Genomic DNA, 13,482 nt, shown 5'->3' on the forward strand with positions numbered 1-13,482 from the left:
GGCACCTCACATGCCTTCACATTGAAATTGGTGTAGTTTAGGCGTGGACGTAGCGGCTCAAACCCGCTAACTCCCCGCTTTTCAAGAGAGTGTCGGAATGGCCGATAAGGTGAAGAAGAAACGGGTCGGGCCCATCACGTTCCTGCGCCAGGTGCGCGCGGAAGGGAACAAGGTGACCTGGACGTCGCGTCAGGAAACGATTCAGGCAACGATATTCGTTGTCATAATGTCGGTCCTTATCGCGCTCTTCCTGTTTGCTGCCGATTTCTTGATCAACTTGTTTGTTAAAGCGATCACCGGCCTTTGAGGCTTGTGACGGACCGATTTCAAGGAGTGCGCTGGCCCCATGGCTGAAGCGAAATGGTACATCGTCCATGCCTATTCCAACTTCGAAAAGAAGGTGGCGGCAACGATTCTCGAACAAGCCCAACGTAAGGGGCTGTCTGATCTGATCGAGGATATTCAGGTTCCCACCGAAGAAGTGGTTGAAGTTGCGCGTGGCAAGAAAAAGACCGTGGAGCGCCGTCATTTTCCCGGCTACGTGCTTCTGAAGACGGTCATGACCGACGATGTGTACCACCTAGTAAAGGATACACCGAAAGTTTCCGGCTTCCTGGGTGCTGAAGGTGGCAAGAAGCCACTGCCAGTTCGCCAGCGCGAAGTTGACCGGATTCTCGGTACGGCAACCGACTCGGATGCTGATCGCCCACGCCCGAAAATCTCGTTCGAGGTTGGCGAGCAGGTGCAGGTTAATGACGGTCCGTTCCAGGGGTTCGAGGGCGCCGTCGAAGAGATCGACGAGGCCAATGGACGCCTCAAAGTGACTGTTTCCATTTTTGGACGCGGAACTCCGGTAGATCTGGAATTCGAGCAAGTCACCAAAGTCTGACCAAATCAGGAGGTTTTAAGCGCGAACGTCTGCCGGTCGCGCTTGAATCCTCACAACATGGGTTGTATTTGCCAACCCCAGTGCCGCCTTAGCTCAGTCGGTTAGAGCGCTAGATTGTGGATCTAGAGGTCCCCCGTTCGAACCGGGGAGGCGGTACCATTTCTTCTGGATATATTGTTGCACTCACTGCAGTTTTTATGGAACTCGCGGGAACGAATTTCTATCTCGAGCGTAATTTGACGAGCTCGATGCAATCTGTTGCAAAAGGGCCGCGGTAGGAAGGAAATCCCTGCCGTTTCGGAGGCTTCACTCCCAAAAGGGGCTCGCAGCGAGAGTAAATTGAGTTTAATCAGGAATCATCGGGTAATGTGCCCGAATGAACCTGCGGCCGAGGACAATCCCGTCTTTCGGCACATAAAAGGGGATTGAGTATGAAGAAAACTCTTATGTGCGCGACAGCCGCGGCCGCGTTTGCGACTGCCGGTCTCGCCGCTCACGCGGAAGAAGGCTGGTACGCCCGTGGCGATGTCCAGTACGGTTTCTCCGGCGATCTGGACCATGATCCAGCCGTTTCGAACGTTGTCGGCTCGCTGCAGAGCAGTTCCGATGCAGACGAGAATCTCGGCGGCCAGCTTGGCCTCGGCTACGCAATGGCGAACGGCGTCCGTTTGGAAGGTACGCTTGGATACCGCGGCGGCGATCTGGATGTTCCGAACGATTTTGCACCGGGCCTTACTGCCGTAACGCTTGCACCGGCTGGCAATCTGCAGATTGCGGACCTGATGCTGAACGGCATCTATGATTTCAATCGCGATGGTAAATGGCAGCCGTACGTCGGTCTTGGTGTTGGTGCTGCTCGTCTGAGCGCGAAAGCCAGCAACCTTCAGTACGGTACGGCCGGTAACCTGGCTGCCGCGAATGGTTTCAACGATTCCAGCACGTCTTTGGCATATCAGGGCCTCCTCGGCCTTGGGTACAAAGTGTCTGATCGTCTGACGATGGATTTCGGCTACAAATACTTCGCGACCGGCGATGACCTGTCTTTCGATGGGGTCCCTGGTGGGGGCACTTCGTATGATGGGTCGTTCTCTGAGCACGTGGCAACGGTAGGCCTTCGGTATGCGTTCGGCGCACCTCCGCCGCCGCCACCACCTCCGCCACCGCCACCTCCGCCGCCACCACCACCTCCTCCGCCACCACCGCCTCCGCCGCCTCCGCCGCCGCCTCCGACTGAGGTGTCGACCGGTCCGGAAGTGGTCTGCTCGGACCTCGGTCAGAGCTTCGTGGTGTACTTCGAGTGGGATCGCGCGGATCTGACGAGCCAGGCTTCGGCCGTGATCGATCAGGCTGTGGCGAACATTCAGTCCGAAGCAAGCTGTGCAACCAGCTCGGTCAGCATTGCTGGTCACACCGATACGTCGGGTGCCAGCGCCTACAACCAGCGTCTGTCTCAGCGTCGTGCTGACATCGTTGGTGAGGCGCTCGTTGCCCGTGGCATCGACGCTTCGCTGATCTCGGAAGAAGCCAAAGGCGAAACCGACCTGGCGAAAGCAACTCGCGATGGTGTTCGCGAGCCGCTGAACCGTCGTTCGGAAGTCGTGATCACCGTTCAATAAGACGGTTCACGCAAGAATTTGAGAACGGCCCGGCCTTGTGCCGGGCCGTTTTTATTTTGCCTTTCACCGCAGGACTTGCCGGAAATCGTTTCCTGTGAAACCAAGGGCCATGATTGATCTGAGCACGCTGAGCCACGACGATGAGGCGGCGCGAGAGCGCCTGATGTCGCGCGCGACCGACATGATTTCCCAGACACGGAATTGGGCATCCATAAACACCGGTAGCTGGAACATTGATGGATTGCGCCAGTTGGCGCCGATCCTGGCTGACGCCTTTTCCGAGCTCGATGCTGAAGTCCGTCTTGATCCCGGGGACCCATTTGAGTCGGTGAGCGATACGGGTGAAACGGAAACGACAGAGACGTCGTCGGTGATCCGTGTTTCGGCCCGGCCGGATGCGCCTGTGCAGGTGATCATGTCCGGGCACTACGACACGGTTTTTCCGCCAGGTGCGTTTGAAACGATTCGCGACCTGGGCGGCGATCGACTGAACGGGCCGGGACTCGCAGACATGAAAGGTGGTCTCTGCATTATGCGGGAAGCGCTACTCGCGTTTGAAGCAGGACCATTGAAAGACCGGCTCGGCTACCAGATCGTCATCACGCCAGACGAGGAAATCGGCAACTTCGCCAGTGCCCGTGCGCTGACAGAGGCTGCGCGTTCGGGGGCCCATATCGGCATGACTTATGAGCCATGCATGGATACAGGGGCTATGTCCGGTGGGCGAAAAGGATCGGCGGTCTTCGATATCGTGTTACGTGGCCGTGCCGCCCATGCCGGCCGCGCGAAGGACGAAGGACGCAGCGCTTTGGAAGCCGCGGCTGAACTTGTCGTGGGTCTGGAAGGGCTAAATGGACAGCGCGATGGCGTGACGATCAACGTCGGATCCATCGACGGCGGTGGACCGGTGAATATTGTTCCGGATCTGGCGATCGTGCGTTTCGGTGCCCGGGCCCCTGATGCTGATGCCGCAGCATGGGCAACCAGCGAGGTTCAGCGCCTGTTCGCCCGCGCAACAGCACGTGATGGCATTCACGGACATCTGCATGGCGGTTTTTACCGCCCGCCCAAGCCGAGGAATACAGCGCAACAGGCTTTGTTCGACGCCGTCCGGGCAACCGGTCAGGCGATCGGTCTGGACCTTGTATTCGAGGACACCGGAGGCGTCTGCGAAGGAAACAACATCTTCGCGGCAGGTGTGCCGAACGTTGATACACTCGGCGTGATGGGAGGGCGTATTCACTCAAATGAAGAATACGTTCTCACGAACAGTTTTCCGGAACGGGCAACATTGTCTGCGTTGCTGCTCAACAGGCTGGCAGATGGCAGGCTGGACGGCGCAGGCATCAAAGCACTCATGGACAGCTGATCATGGCAGAAAACTATGTGATGCGGCCTTCGCGGCTTGGTGATTTGCCGGCGCTGATCGAACTGGCTGAACTGTCCGGCCCCGGATTTACCAGTCTCCCGGTCGATGTCCCGATCCTGCGGGAACGGTTGCAGAAATCAGACGATGCCTTTCTTGGCCGCCTTCACCGAATAGAATACGGCAAATATCTTCTGATGATGGAGAATGCCGACACGGGTGAGGTTGTGGGCTGCTCAGCTGTAAAAGCGGGTACGGGTATAGACCAGCCTTTCTTCAACTATCGCGTCATCACGCTGGCCCAGGCCAGCCAGGCGGCCGGAAACCTTCGGTTCGACATGGACGCGCTTGTCCTGACGAATGAATATGTGGGGTATACGGAAGTCGGTACGTTGTTCCTCAAACCCGAACATCGCGGTGGCGGGGCAGGGCGGCTTGCCGCACAATCGCGATACCTGCTGATGGCGGCAGCCCCGGACAGGTTCGGTGACAAGGTGCTCGCCGAATTGAGGGGTGTGGTCGATAATGAGGGGCGCTCGACATTCTGGGAGTGCCTCGGACGGCATTTCTTCCGGATGGATTTCACGGAAGCGGATCGGCTCTCAGCAACGACCGACAACCAGTTCATTCTGGATCTGATGCCGAAGTATCCCATCTATGTCGACTTGTTGCCGCCGGAAGCGCGGGAGGTGATTGGCCGGTGCCATTCAGACGGTGTGGGCGCTTACAAACTTCTCCAGTGGGAAGGTTTCGAGTTCGACCGCACCGTGGATATCTTTGATGGCGGCCCTCTTGTGACGGCCCAGCGCCGGCATATCCGGACAATCCGGGAAAGCCGGCGTGTGCGGTTTGAGACAGGTGATGTCGACGCCGATCCAGCAGCTGTTCAGGGACTTGCATCCAGCGATATGCTGACGGATTTCAGGGTGGCTCTTGCGAGCAGTATTCTGAAGGATCAGGACGCGGCGGTAGTGAGTCCCAATACCCTTGAGGTTCTAAAGTTGAAACCGGGGGCTGAAGGACGCGTGTGGCAACGGAGCAAGTAGCAATGGATGGTGTATATATCGATGGCCGATGGCGCGCAGGGAACGGCGCGCTGGTTCAGAATCACTGTCCGGCCACCGGAGATGTCGTCTGGGACGGTCAGGGGGCGGACGATTCACAGGTTCATGACGCTGTTGCGTCTTCGCAAAAAGCTTTCAAACATTGGAGCCGCCTGCCGCAGGGAGACCGGACTGCGATTCTGGAGCGCTACGCGGAAGAAATCGAGAAGCGGGCAGATGCCATTGCGGAAACGGTCAGCCGGGATATGGGCAAGGCATTGTGGGAGTCGAAATCCGAAGCCGCGACGATGAAGGCCAAAGTGGGTGTTTCCATCGCCGCGCAGGTTGAGCGGGCGGGGACGAAGTGCAGTTCCGCCAATTTTGGATCTTCCCACCTCACCCACCGTCCGCACGGGGTCATGGCCGTGTTCGGCCCATTCAATTTTCCAGGTCACCTGCCAAATGGCCATATCGTGCCGGCGCTCCTCGCCGGAAACACGTGCGTGTTCAAGCCGTCCGAACTGGCGCCGGGAGTGGCCTTTCATATGGCTGAAGCGTTTGCCGCCGCCGGACTGCCGGAAGGATGTCTCAATATTGTCCATGGTGGTCGGGAAACGGGCGGTGCGTTGCTGAATGCCGACATCAACGGCCTTCTGTTTACAGGCTCTGCTGCAACCGGTGTCTTCTTCCATAAGCATTTTGCCGGCCGTCCGGAAATTATTCTTGCGCTCGAAATGGGTGGGAATAACCCGCTGATCATCTGGGATCCTGCAGATGTGGATGCGGCCGCTGACATTGCTGCGCAATCGGCATTCCTGACGACGGGGCAGCGCTGCTCCTGCGCGCGCCGGGTTATCCTTCCCGAAGGAACATGGGGAGATCAGGTCACCGACGCGATCATTGCGCGGGCTGACGGACTGGCCATTGGTGCCTGGGATGAAGAGGACGTGTTTATGGGGCCTCTGGTTTCACAGAAAGCTGCCGTGAACGCAGTAGAATTCCAGAACATGCTGCTGGCCCGGGGCGGCCGCGCATTGAAATCGCTGGAGCAATTGGACAGGGGAGGCGGCTTTGTTTCCGCCGGTGTGATCGACGTGACAGGCGCCACGGATATTCCAGACGAGGAATTGTTCGGCCCAGTCATGCAGATCATCCGGGTTCCGGATTTCGATCAGGCAATCGCTCGCGCAAATGCAACGCGTTATGGCTTGTCCGGCGGTCTCGTCAGTGATGACGACGGGCTCTGGGTGAAGGCGCATCATGAAATGCGAGCAGGCATTCTCAACCGGAATAGGCCAACAGCCGGCGCCAGCGGGGCCATGCCGTTCGGCGGGCCCGGGCATTCCGGAAACTTTCGTCCGGGGGCATACTATGCAGCGGACTATTGTGCGTGGCCCCAGGCGAGCCAGGTGTCAGACAAGGCTGTGCGCATGAGCGCGCAGGGCTTCCCCAAGTGAGCGCCAGAGAAGTCAATTTTGATGGGCTTATCGGTCCAACCCACAATTATGGGGGACTATCCGACGGAAACCTCGCAAGCTCTCGAAATGCCGGTGACGTTTCCAATCCGCGTGAGGCGGCACTTCAGGGCCTGGAGAAAATGCGAACCCTGTTGAGAGCCGGTCTGACACAAGGTGTTTTGCCGCCTTTGCCACGTCCTAATTTTGATCTTCTGGTTTCAGCGGGTTTCAGTGGAAGTGACAGGCAGATTATAGAACAGGCTGCTGCCCAGGCGCCGCGACTCCTGAAAATTGCCTATTCCGCCAGCAGCATGTGGACAGCCAATGCCGCAACCGTATCGCCTTCGGCGGACACGCAAGACGGACGCCTTCATCTGACAGCGGCCAATCTTTCCACAATGCTGCACAGGTCTCTTGAACATCCTGATACAACAGCATCGCTGCAGGCGATCTTCGGAGATGATCGGCATTTTGCCGTACATGCTGCTTTGCCGATGCATGCGGATTTTGCTGATGAGGGCGCGGCGAACCATGTCCGCCTGTGTGCCACCCATGGTGCGCCCGGCGTGGAACTGTTCGTTTATGGGCGCGATGCGGGGGAAAGCATTGCGGGCTATCCCTCCCGGCAGGCACGGCTCGCCTCAGAAAGCATATCGCGCGGTCATGGGCTGGCGCCGGGGCGTTCGGTCTTCGCCCGGCAATCCGCTGAAGCGATCAACGCGGGCGCATTCCACAACGACGTGGTTTGCGTTGGTACGGCTGACACCCTGTTCTTCCACGAAGCCGCCTTTGAAGATACGGCGGCGACTCTGGACCGATTGCGGAAAGCGTCGGACGGATTGTTTGATCTGAAGTCAGTCATGGTTCCAGCCGCTGAGGTGCCGCTGGAAGATGCCATTCGATCTTACTTGTTTAATTCGCAATTGCTGGTCGTTCCTGGCGAATCCCGTCTGGTCCTGGTGGCACCCAGTGAAGTTCAGGATACAGAATCGACACGCGCTTACTGTGAGCGTCTGATCAGTGGAAATGGGCCGATTGGCCGGGTCGACTATGTTGATGTCCGGCAATCCATGCGAAATGGCGGTGGTCCTGCCTGCTTGCGCCTGAGGGTCGTCATGACAGACGCAGAAATCGCGGCGTGTCATCAGGCCGTATTGCTGACGGAAGATCGGATTGATGCGTTGCAGGCTGTCGTCCGTACGGCTTACCGCGACCGGCTCGCACCAGAGGATCTCGCGGATTTGTCATTTGCGGACGAATGCCGAATTGCGCGAGAGGCTCTGCTCGATGTTCTCGAACTGGAGGAACTGGCATGATCCGACTTTATGATTACTGGCGTTCATCTGCAGCGTACCGCGTACGCATTGCAATGAATCTCAAAGGTGTCTCTTATCAGCAGATCCCCGTAAATATTGCCCCGGGCGCTGATGAACAAAAATCAGCTGAGTATCGGGCCGTGAATCCTCAGATGCGGGTTCCGGCAATGGAGGTCGATGGGCAGCAGGCTGGACAGTCCCTCGCCATTTTTGAATGGCTTGAAGAAACATATCCAAAGCCGGCCATTTTGCCTGCCGACCCGTGGGCCCGCCTACAGGCGCGGTCCTTCGCGAACACGATTGCGTGTGACATTCATCCCCTGAACAATCTGTCCGTGTTGGCCACGCTCCGAAACGAGTTTGGGGCGGACGATGCAGCGGTGACACGCTGGTATCATGACTGGATCCGGCGTGGGTTCGAAGCTCTGGAAGGTTTTGCCGCCGGGCAGGGGAAAGGCCGTTTCCTGTTTGGAGACGCACCGACAATCGCAGAAATTACGCTGGTTCCACAGATCGCCAATGCAAGGCGGTTTGATATGGATCTTTCGGCCTTTCCTGCGCTTCTTGCGCTGGATGCGTCGTGCCTTGAGCTGAAAGCCTTCCAGAAGGCAACGCCTGAGGCAAACAAGCCGGACTAGTTCCGGTCGCTCTTCTTCTCGCGGCGTTCGTCAGTATCCCCCGGGCGCCGGATGTCGACAATTTCAACTTCTTCCAGGTCACCCAGTGGTTCGGCCATAGGAGAGGCGTTGGCGTGGAGCCATTCGCTGAACATCGCGGCCGATTCTCCAACAGCCGAATCCGGCGCGAGCAGTGAAAATCCATTCTCGCGGATTGTTGGAATATCTTTCACGCAATTACCGGTTTCGACCAAATGAGCCGGACAATAGACCTCTGCTGATTGTGCCGGGTCTTCAATCAGTGTGAGCGACTCCGGGTTCTTGCCAATTCTATAGAACCCGCCGAAGCGCTCCATCAGATCTGGTTCAAGTTCGATCTCGGCCAGAAGGGCATCCGGAAGTGATGTATCGGCTGCTATGACAAGAGCGCGGCCATGATTGTGTTTTCTGAGATAGATCAGAAATGCCCGGGCCAGATCATCCCCTTTTGCATCAGCGCGATACAGAGGCGCATAGACCGGGCCGATCGCCGTGAGCCCATCTTCGAGCATGCGTCCCTGAAGGCGGGCCGTTTGTTCTTTTTTGTCGAGTTGCTTGCCGGAACGGCCCTTCAATTCGGAGGCGCTATCCACAAGGAAGACATCAATGGCCCAGCCATTCTGCCAGACAGCTGGCGGGGTTTCCTTGGGGATCACGGCCCAACTTGCGTAATCGGTGTAACCCAGGGGGCTCATCTCGATATAGGGCGGGGGAGAAATTACCGTCCGCCACAGCCAGGTCCCCAATCCGACAGCTATAAGAGCGGAAGCGATCCAGAGAACGGGTTTCTTCATTGGGGTATGTCCGGTTGCGGTAGTGGCTCAGCCACGTGATTGCAACGCGAGAGCCAGCCCTGAATAGCGAGGTTGGTCGACAGACAACTGCGCAATTGTGGTGGTTTTTAGATGGTCCAGCAGGCCGTCTGTGGAAAGGTCCATGCTTCCGGTCTTGATGCGGTCGCAAAGATTGCGGTTCAGGGTTTCCAGTGGCGTATCCGGATCAGCATTCAGCAGGGCTGCCAAACGCGCTTTCTCTTCCATCTCCGCTTCCGGACGCTGCTCCAGTTCGCGAAGTATCGTTGCCAGGACGTTGGAGGCGACACGGGCGTGAAACGCGGCATGACCTGTGAGTTGAGGCGAGGCGGTGTCATCAATAAAGCGCTTCACCGCTTCGACGAGTTCGGCCGTTGAGGGGGCGTCATGCATGGTCGCGCACTCCTTCCAGCAGATTCACGAGATCTATCTCGGTTTCCGAAACGCGGCGGCCGATGGCAGCCCGCTCTACGCTGGGGTCAGCTCCGGACCGGAAGGCCTCGTACATTGTCATGCACATGATGCCCCATTTCAGGCTGCCCAGCATTTCCCACCAATCGATATCGCGGGGCGCCATCTCCGGGCCACCGGCGGCGGCGTAAGCTTCCAGCAGGTCCGGCAAGTCGCCAAACCCGCCAACGCGCTTGTCAGAATGTCCAAAACGCCAGGAATTGACACAAAGCCAGGCGATGTCTTCACGAGGGTCACCGATATGCGCGAGTTCCCAGTCGAGCACGGATGCGAGTCCCTGTTCGGAAACCATCAGGTTCCCAAGCCGGAAATCTCCATGCACCAGGACAACGGGCAGGGCCGCCGGAGCATGTGCTTTAAGCCAGGATATCGCGAGTTCGAACACAGGGCGGGGCAGGTCATAGGCCCGGTAGATCGATTCATACTTGGCCAATTGGTTCAGCCCATCGCTGACGGGGAGGTCAGGCAGGGTGTCAGCCGGAATGGAGTGGATGCGGGCGAGGGCATCGCCGCACTGGCCGGCAAGAACTTTGCGCGCGCCTGAATACTCATCGTCGCGGAGTATTTTTCGTCCAAGGGTCTCCCCACTGATACGATCCATGACAAAAGCCTGGCCCAGTTGCGGATCGTCTTCGAAGACGCCCAGCACGGGCGGAACAGGAACACCGGCTTTCGCTGCGTGGGTCAGGAGTGTTGCTTCCATTGCCAGACCAATCGCCTGGGACGAGCGGGCCGCTTCAACGCCGCCGGGCGCGCGCCTGAGAATCAGGGCGTTTTCCTGGCCGTTTCCAGAGACTTCAAAGGCCCACGTTTCCTGGCTTGCGCCGCCGGAAAGGCGCTTAAGGCCGCTTACTGTACTGCCAGCACCAAACTTTGTGTTGGCCCAGGCCTCTAGCGCGCTTGCGATCTGTTCGTTACTTCCCATCTTCGCCACAATTGCAGGGAAGAAAGGGCACGCCAAGCTCTTCCCCTGCGAGAGCATTACGCGCGGTCCGGAAGGAGTTTCACTAGATGGCCAAGAAGCCAAAGAAGGACATGGGCATTCTTGAGGTGGAGAAACTGCCTCGTGTGAGTGCTTGGGCCTGGCTGCGTGCGCGCTTCTTTGCCGGAATGGTTATCGCGTTGCCGATCGTTGTGACGTTCGCGATCCTGCAATTTTTCATAAACTATATCGATCAGCGGGTCGTGCCGTTCCTGCCGGAATCGTTGAGACCGGAAACCTACCTGAATTACGCCGTGCCCGGGTTCGGCGTAATCGTGCTGGTCTTGTTCCTCACAATCCTGGGCGCGATTACAACCAACCTTCTGGGGCGGTCAGTTGTTGTCATTACGGACCGCGTGCTGAGCCAGATCCCGATTGTGCGGACCGTCTATTCTTCGTTCAAGCAACTCGTCGATGTTTTTGCCAACAATCCGACCGAACAGTTTCGCGAATGCGTTCTGATCCAGTTTCCACGGGAAGACAGCTGGTGCCTTGGCTTTGTCGCTGCTCCTGCGCGCGGTGAGGTCAGATCGCATTTGAGTGAAGAATATATTGGTGTCTTTGTTCCCACGACACCCAACCCGACGTCGGGTTTCATCATGTTTGTGAAAGCCGAAAACACGATCAAGCTGCACATGAGCGTCGAAGAAGGCGCCCGCATGATTCTATCGGCCGGGCTTGTCGTGCCGGAGCATCCGGATGTGCAGGCTGCGATCGACGCGGCCAATGACAGGCAGCCTAAGACAGAAGCCGGGGAACCATCATCTCCCGAACCAGACGCAGAGCCCGGCCACGAACCGACTCAAGATCCGGATCTGAAGTAACCAGCGCTTCGGCATCTTTCGCTGCAATGGCAAGAAGCGCGGCATCTTCGGACAAGTCGATCACGCGATAGTCGGTGGCGCCCGCCTGGCGCAGGCCCAGAATATCACCCGGACCGCGGAGTTTGAAATCCGCTTCGGCAATCTCGAAACCGTCATCCGTGCGCCGCAGCGTCTCAATTCTCTCCCGCGCCATATCGCCGAGAGGCGGGCGGTAAAGCAGCAGGCAGTATGAGGGCTTGTCTCCGCGGCCAACGCGCCCTCGCAACTGGTGGAGCTGGGCCAGCCCGAACCCCTCGGCGCGTTCGATCACCATGATGGTTGCTTCTGGGACGTCGACGCCGACTTCAATCACGGTCGTTGCAACGAGCACGCGGGTGGCGCCGGTACGAAAATTCTCGAGTGCCGAATCTTTTTCGGCCGCTTTCAGCCGGCCATGAACGAGACCAACGGGGACGTTCAGCTGTTTCGACAACATGGCGTGACGGCCAACCGCGGTGGAATCATCGTCATCGACGTCGACTTTCGGGCAGACCCAAAACACCCGCTCGCCGCGGCTTATGGCGCGCCCGACGGCATCGACGACTTCGTCCATCCGTGTGTCGGGAAGCGCGCGTGTTTCGACTGGTTTTCGTCCAGCAGGCTTCTCATCAAGGATGGAGACATCCAGATCGCCATTGACCGCCTGTGCCAGCGTGCGAGGAATGGGGGTCGCACTCATGACCAGCATGTGCGGGCTTTTGGCCTTGCCTGCCAGTTTCATCCGGTCGGCGACGCCGAAACGGTGTTGCTCATCCACGATGACGAGGCCCAGGTTCCGGAACCTGACAGCTTCCTGGAACAGGGCGTGTGTGCCTGCGATGATCTGGATCGAACCATCTGCGAGCCCCATGAGCGTCGATTCCCGCACCGTCCCCTTGTCGCGACCGGACAAGGCGGCGACCGAATAACCGAGCGGAGACAAAAGCTTGTTCAGTGTCTCATATTGCTGCCGGGCAAGCACTTCTGTCGGCGCCATGAACGCGGACTGGAATCCGCCGGCGGCTGCCTGAACGGCGGCCATCGCACCAACCAGCGTTTTGCCGGCGCCCACATCGCCCTGCAGCATGCGCCGCATGGGGGATGTGCCTGACATGTCTTCTGATATCTGGTCGAACGCCCGCGACTGTGCACCGGTCGGCGCAAAGGGCAGGGCGCGCAGCAGTTCGGCAATACGTTCTTCGGCTCGAGGTACGCTTGGGGCAGAGCGTCGCTTGCGTGCCATTCGGGCCAGGGCAAAAGCACTCTCTCGCGCAAGGGCTTCATCATAGGCAAGCCGTTCACGCGCCAATGCAAACTTCTCTTCGTCGTAGGTTTCAGGAGTGTGCAGCCACTGCAGCGCCTCCTTGAAAGCCGGCCAACGTTTGGCCTCCACCAGTCCGGTGTCTGCCCATTCAGGGAGATCATCCGGAACGCGCTGCAGGGCTTGTTCGACAAAGCCGTGCACCCGCTTGTTCGTCAGCCCAGCCGTAAGCCCGTAGATCGGTTCTACGGCGGGCGGCAACGCCTCGCGCGCGGGATCCACGATATAGTCGGGATGGGTCATCTGCCGTTCGCCGCGATAGTCTTCAATCCTGCCGGAGACGACCCGTTCCTTGCCTATCGGGAACTGCCCCTGCAGCCAGCGCCCATCGGCTCGGAAGAAGGCGAGCGTCAGAAAGCCGGTTCCATCATAAAGCTGCACGCGGTGAGGCGACTTTTCGTTATAGGGCGGGTGATAGGCGTGGACCTCACCTTTCACCGTCGCGACTTCTCCGAATTCTGTTTCTTCGATCGAGGGGCGGACCCGTCTGTCGACCCAGCGCTCCGGCAGGTGGAGCAGCAGGTCCCAGACATGCTCTCCGCCCGCCAGGCGCTCCAGCGCAGGCTTGAGTTTCGGCCCGACACCCGAAAGGGAATCCAGAGGTTCAAACAGGGGGAAGAGTCGCTCGTCTCGCATCCCGGCGAACCTATGCTGACCCCTTCGATGGCACAACGCCGCTTTGACCCCAGCAGGAAAGGGCTTATGTCTTTC

General features: G+C 58.5%; 13 protein-coding genes and 1 tRNA gene. 10 read left to right on the plus strand and 4 right to left on the minus strand.

Going from position 1 to position 13,482, the window contains the following annotated elements; translation table 11 throughout:
• Positions 1-97: 97 nt before the first annotated feature.
• The 9 genes from secE (at position 98) to maiA (ending at position 8,325) form a co-directional block, all read left to right on the plus strand.
• On the plus strand, positions 98-307 hold the full coding sequence (gene secE / locus HAD_RS12785; RefSeq protein ID WP_035572387.1) for a preprotein translocase subunit SecE: 210 nt from the start codon (positions 98-100) through the stop codon (positions 305-307).
• 39 nt (positions 308-346) lie between these two features.
• A complete protein-coding gene (gene nusG / locus HAD_RS12790; RefSeq protein WP_034763949.1) occupies positions 347-889 on the plus strand; it encodes a transcription termination/antitermination protein NusG in 543 nt (180 codons plus the stop codon).
• Between the two features lie 82 nt (positions 890-971).
• Positions 972-1,048, plus strand: a tRNA-His gene (locus HAD_RS12795).
• Positions 1,049-1,320: 272 nt separating this feature from the next.
• On the plus strand, positions 1,321-2,505 hold the full coding sequence (locus HAD_RS12800) for an OmpA family protein (RefSeq protein ID WP_035572389.1): 1,185 nt from the start codon (positions 1,321-1,323) through the stop codon (positions 2,503-2,505).
• A 109-nt stretch (positions 2,506-2,614) separates the two neighbouring features.
• On the plus strand, positions 2,615-3,874 hold the full coding sequence (locus HAD_RS12805; RefSeq protein WP_035572390.1) for a hydrolase: 1,260 nt from the start codon (positions 2,615-2,617) through the stop codon (positions 3,872-3,874).
• Between the two features lie 2 nt (positions 3,875-3,876).
• A complete protein-coding gene (locus tag HAD_RS12810) occupies positions 3,877-4,917 on the plus strand; it encodes an arginine N-succinyltransferase (RefSeq protein ID WP_035572391.1) in 1,041 nt (346 codons plus the stop codon).
• Positions 4,918-4,919: 2 nt separating this feature from the next.
• A complete protein-coding gene (astD, locus tag HAD_RS12815; protein WP_051596278.1) occupies positions 4,920-6,371 on the plus strand; it encodes a succinylglutamate-semialdehyde dehydrogenase in 1,452 nt (483 codons plus the stop codon).
• Positions 6,368-7,687 carry an N-succinylarginine dihydrolase gene (gene astB, locus HAD_RS12820; protein ID WP_035572392.1) on the plus strand — a complete coding sequence of 440 codons (1,320 nt, stop codon included), beginning with the start codon at positions 6,368-6,370 and terminating at the stop codon, positions 7,685-7,687. The genes astD and astB overlap by 4 nt, the downstream gene beginning before the upstream one ends.
• Entirely contained in the window at positions 7,684-8,325 is a 642-nt protein-coding gene (gene maiA / locus HAD_RS12825; RefSeq protein WP_199285852.1) for a maleylacetoacetate isomerase, read from the plus strand. Before astB ends, maiA begins: the two co-directional genes overlap by 4 nt.
• Here maiA and HAD_RS12830 read toward each other — a convergent pair.
• From HAD_RS12830 to HAD_RS12840, 3 genes are read right to left on the minus strand one after another with little or no spacing between them, the layout of a single operon-like run.
• Entirely contained in the window at positions 8,322-9,137 is an 816-nt protein-coding gene (locus HAD_RS12830) for a hypothetical protein (RefSeq protein ID WP_156942277.1), read from the minus strand. The genes maiA and HAD_RS12830 overlap by 4 nt on opposite strands.
• A 27-nt stretch (positions 9,138-9,164) precedes the next feature.
• Positions 9,165-9,548, minus strand: a complete 384-nt coding sequence (locus tag HAD_RS12835) for a DUF6285 domain-containing protein (RefSeq protein WP_035572394.1) — start codon at positions 9,546-9,548, stop codon at positions 9,165-9,167.
• Positions 9,541-10,608, minus strand: a complete 1,068-nt coding sequence (locus HAD_RS12840) for a phosphotransferase family protein (protein ID WP_338390502.1) — start codon at positions 10,606-10,608, stop codon at positions 9,541-9,543. The genes HAD_RS12835 and HAD_RS12840 overlap by 8 nt, the downstream gene beginning before the upstream one ends.
• A gap of 53 nt (positions 10,609-10,661) precedes the next feature.
• Here HAD_RS12840 and HAD_RS12845 point away from each other — a divergent pair, with 53 nt between their 5' ends.
• Entirely contained in the window at positions 10,662-11,432 is a 771-nt protein-coding gene (locus HAD_RS12845) for a DUF502 domain-containing protein (RefSeq protein WP_241765368.1), read from the plus strand.
• Here HAD_RS12845 and recG read toward each other — a convergent pair.
• Positions 11,347-13,407 carry an ATP-dependent DNA helicase RecG gene (gene recG, locus HAD_RS12850; RefSeq protein ID WP_035572396.1) on the minus strand — a complete coding sequence of 687 codons (2,061 nt, stop codon included), beginning with the start codon at positions 13,405-13,407 and terminating at the stop codon, positions 11,347-11,349. The two genes, HAD_RS12845 and recG, sit on opposite strands and share 86 nt — an antisense overlap.
• Positions 13,408-13,482 lie beyond the last annotated feature (75 nt).

It is taken from the genome of Hyphomonas adhaerens MHS-3, assembly GCF_000685235.1.
GTDB lineage: Bacteria > Pseudomonadota > Alphaproteobacteria > Caulobacterales > Hyphomonadaceae > Hyphomonas > Hyphomonas adhaerens.

Excerpts from the sequence above, each read along its gene's own strand:
- secE (WP_035572387.1), top strand. The coding sequence starts at position 98 with ATGGCCGATAAGGTGAAGAAGAAACGGGTCGGGCCCATCACGTTCCTG.
- nusG (WP_034763949.1), top strand. The coding sequence starts at position 347 with ATGGCTGAAGCGAAATGGTACATCGTCCATGCCTATTCCAACTTCGAA.
- HAD_RS12800 (WP_035572389.1), top strand. The coding sequence starts at position 1,321 with ATGAAGAAAACTCTTATGTGCGCGACAGCCGCGGCCGCGTTTGCGACT.
- HAD_RS12805 (WP_035572390.1), top strand. The coding sequence starts at position 2,615 with ATGATTGATCTGAGCACGCTGAGCCACGACGATGAGGCGGCGCGAGAG.
- HAD_RS12810 (WP_035572391.1), top strand. The coding sequence starts at position 3,877 with ATGGCAGAAAACTATGTGATGCGGCCTTCGCGGCTTGGTGATTTGCCG.
- astD (WP_051596278.1), top strand. The coding sequence starts at position 4,920 with ATGGATGGTGTATATATCGATGGCCGATGGCGCGCAGGGAACGGCGCG.
- maiA (WP_199285852.1), top strand. The coding sequence starts at position 7,684 with ATGATCCGACTTTATGATTACTGGCGTTCATCTGCAGCGTACCGCGTA.
- HAD_RS12830 (WP_156942277.1), bottom strand. The coding sequence starts at position 9,137 with ATGAAGAAACCCGTTCTCTGGATCGCTTCCGCTCTTATAGCTGTCGGA.
- HAD_RS12835 (WP_035572394.1), bottom strand. The coding sequence starts at position 9,548 with ATGCATGACGCCCCCTCAACGGCCGAACTCGTCGAAGCGGTGAAGCGC.
- HAD_RS12840 (WP_338390502.1), bottom strand. The coding sequence starts at position 10,608 with ATGCTCTCGCAGGGGAAGAGCTTGGCGTGCCCTTTCTTCCCTGCAATT.
- HAD_RS12845 (WP_241765368.1), top strand. The coding sequence starts at position 10,662 with ATGGGCATTCTTGAGGTGGAGAAACTGCCTCGTGTGAGTGCTTGGGCC.
- recG (WP_035572396.1), bottom strand. The coding sequence starts at position 13,407 with ATGCGAGACGAGCGACTCTTCCCCCTGTTTGAACCTCTGGATTCCCTT.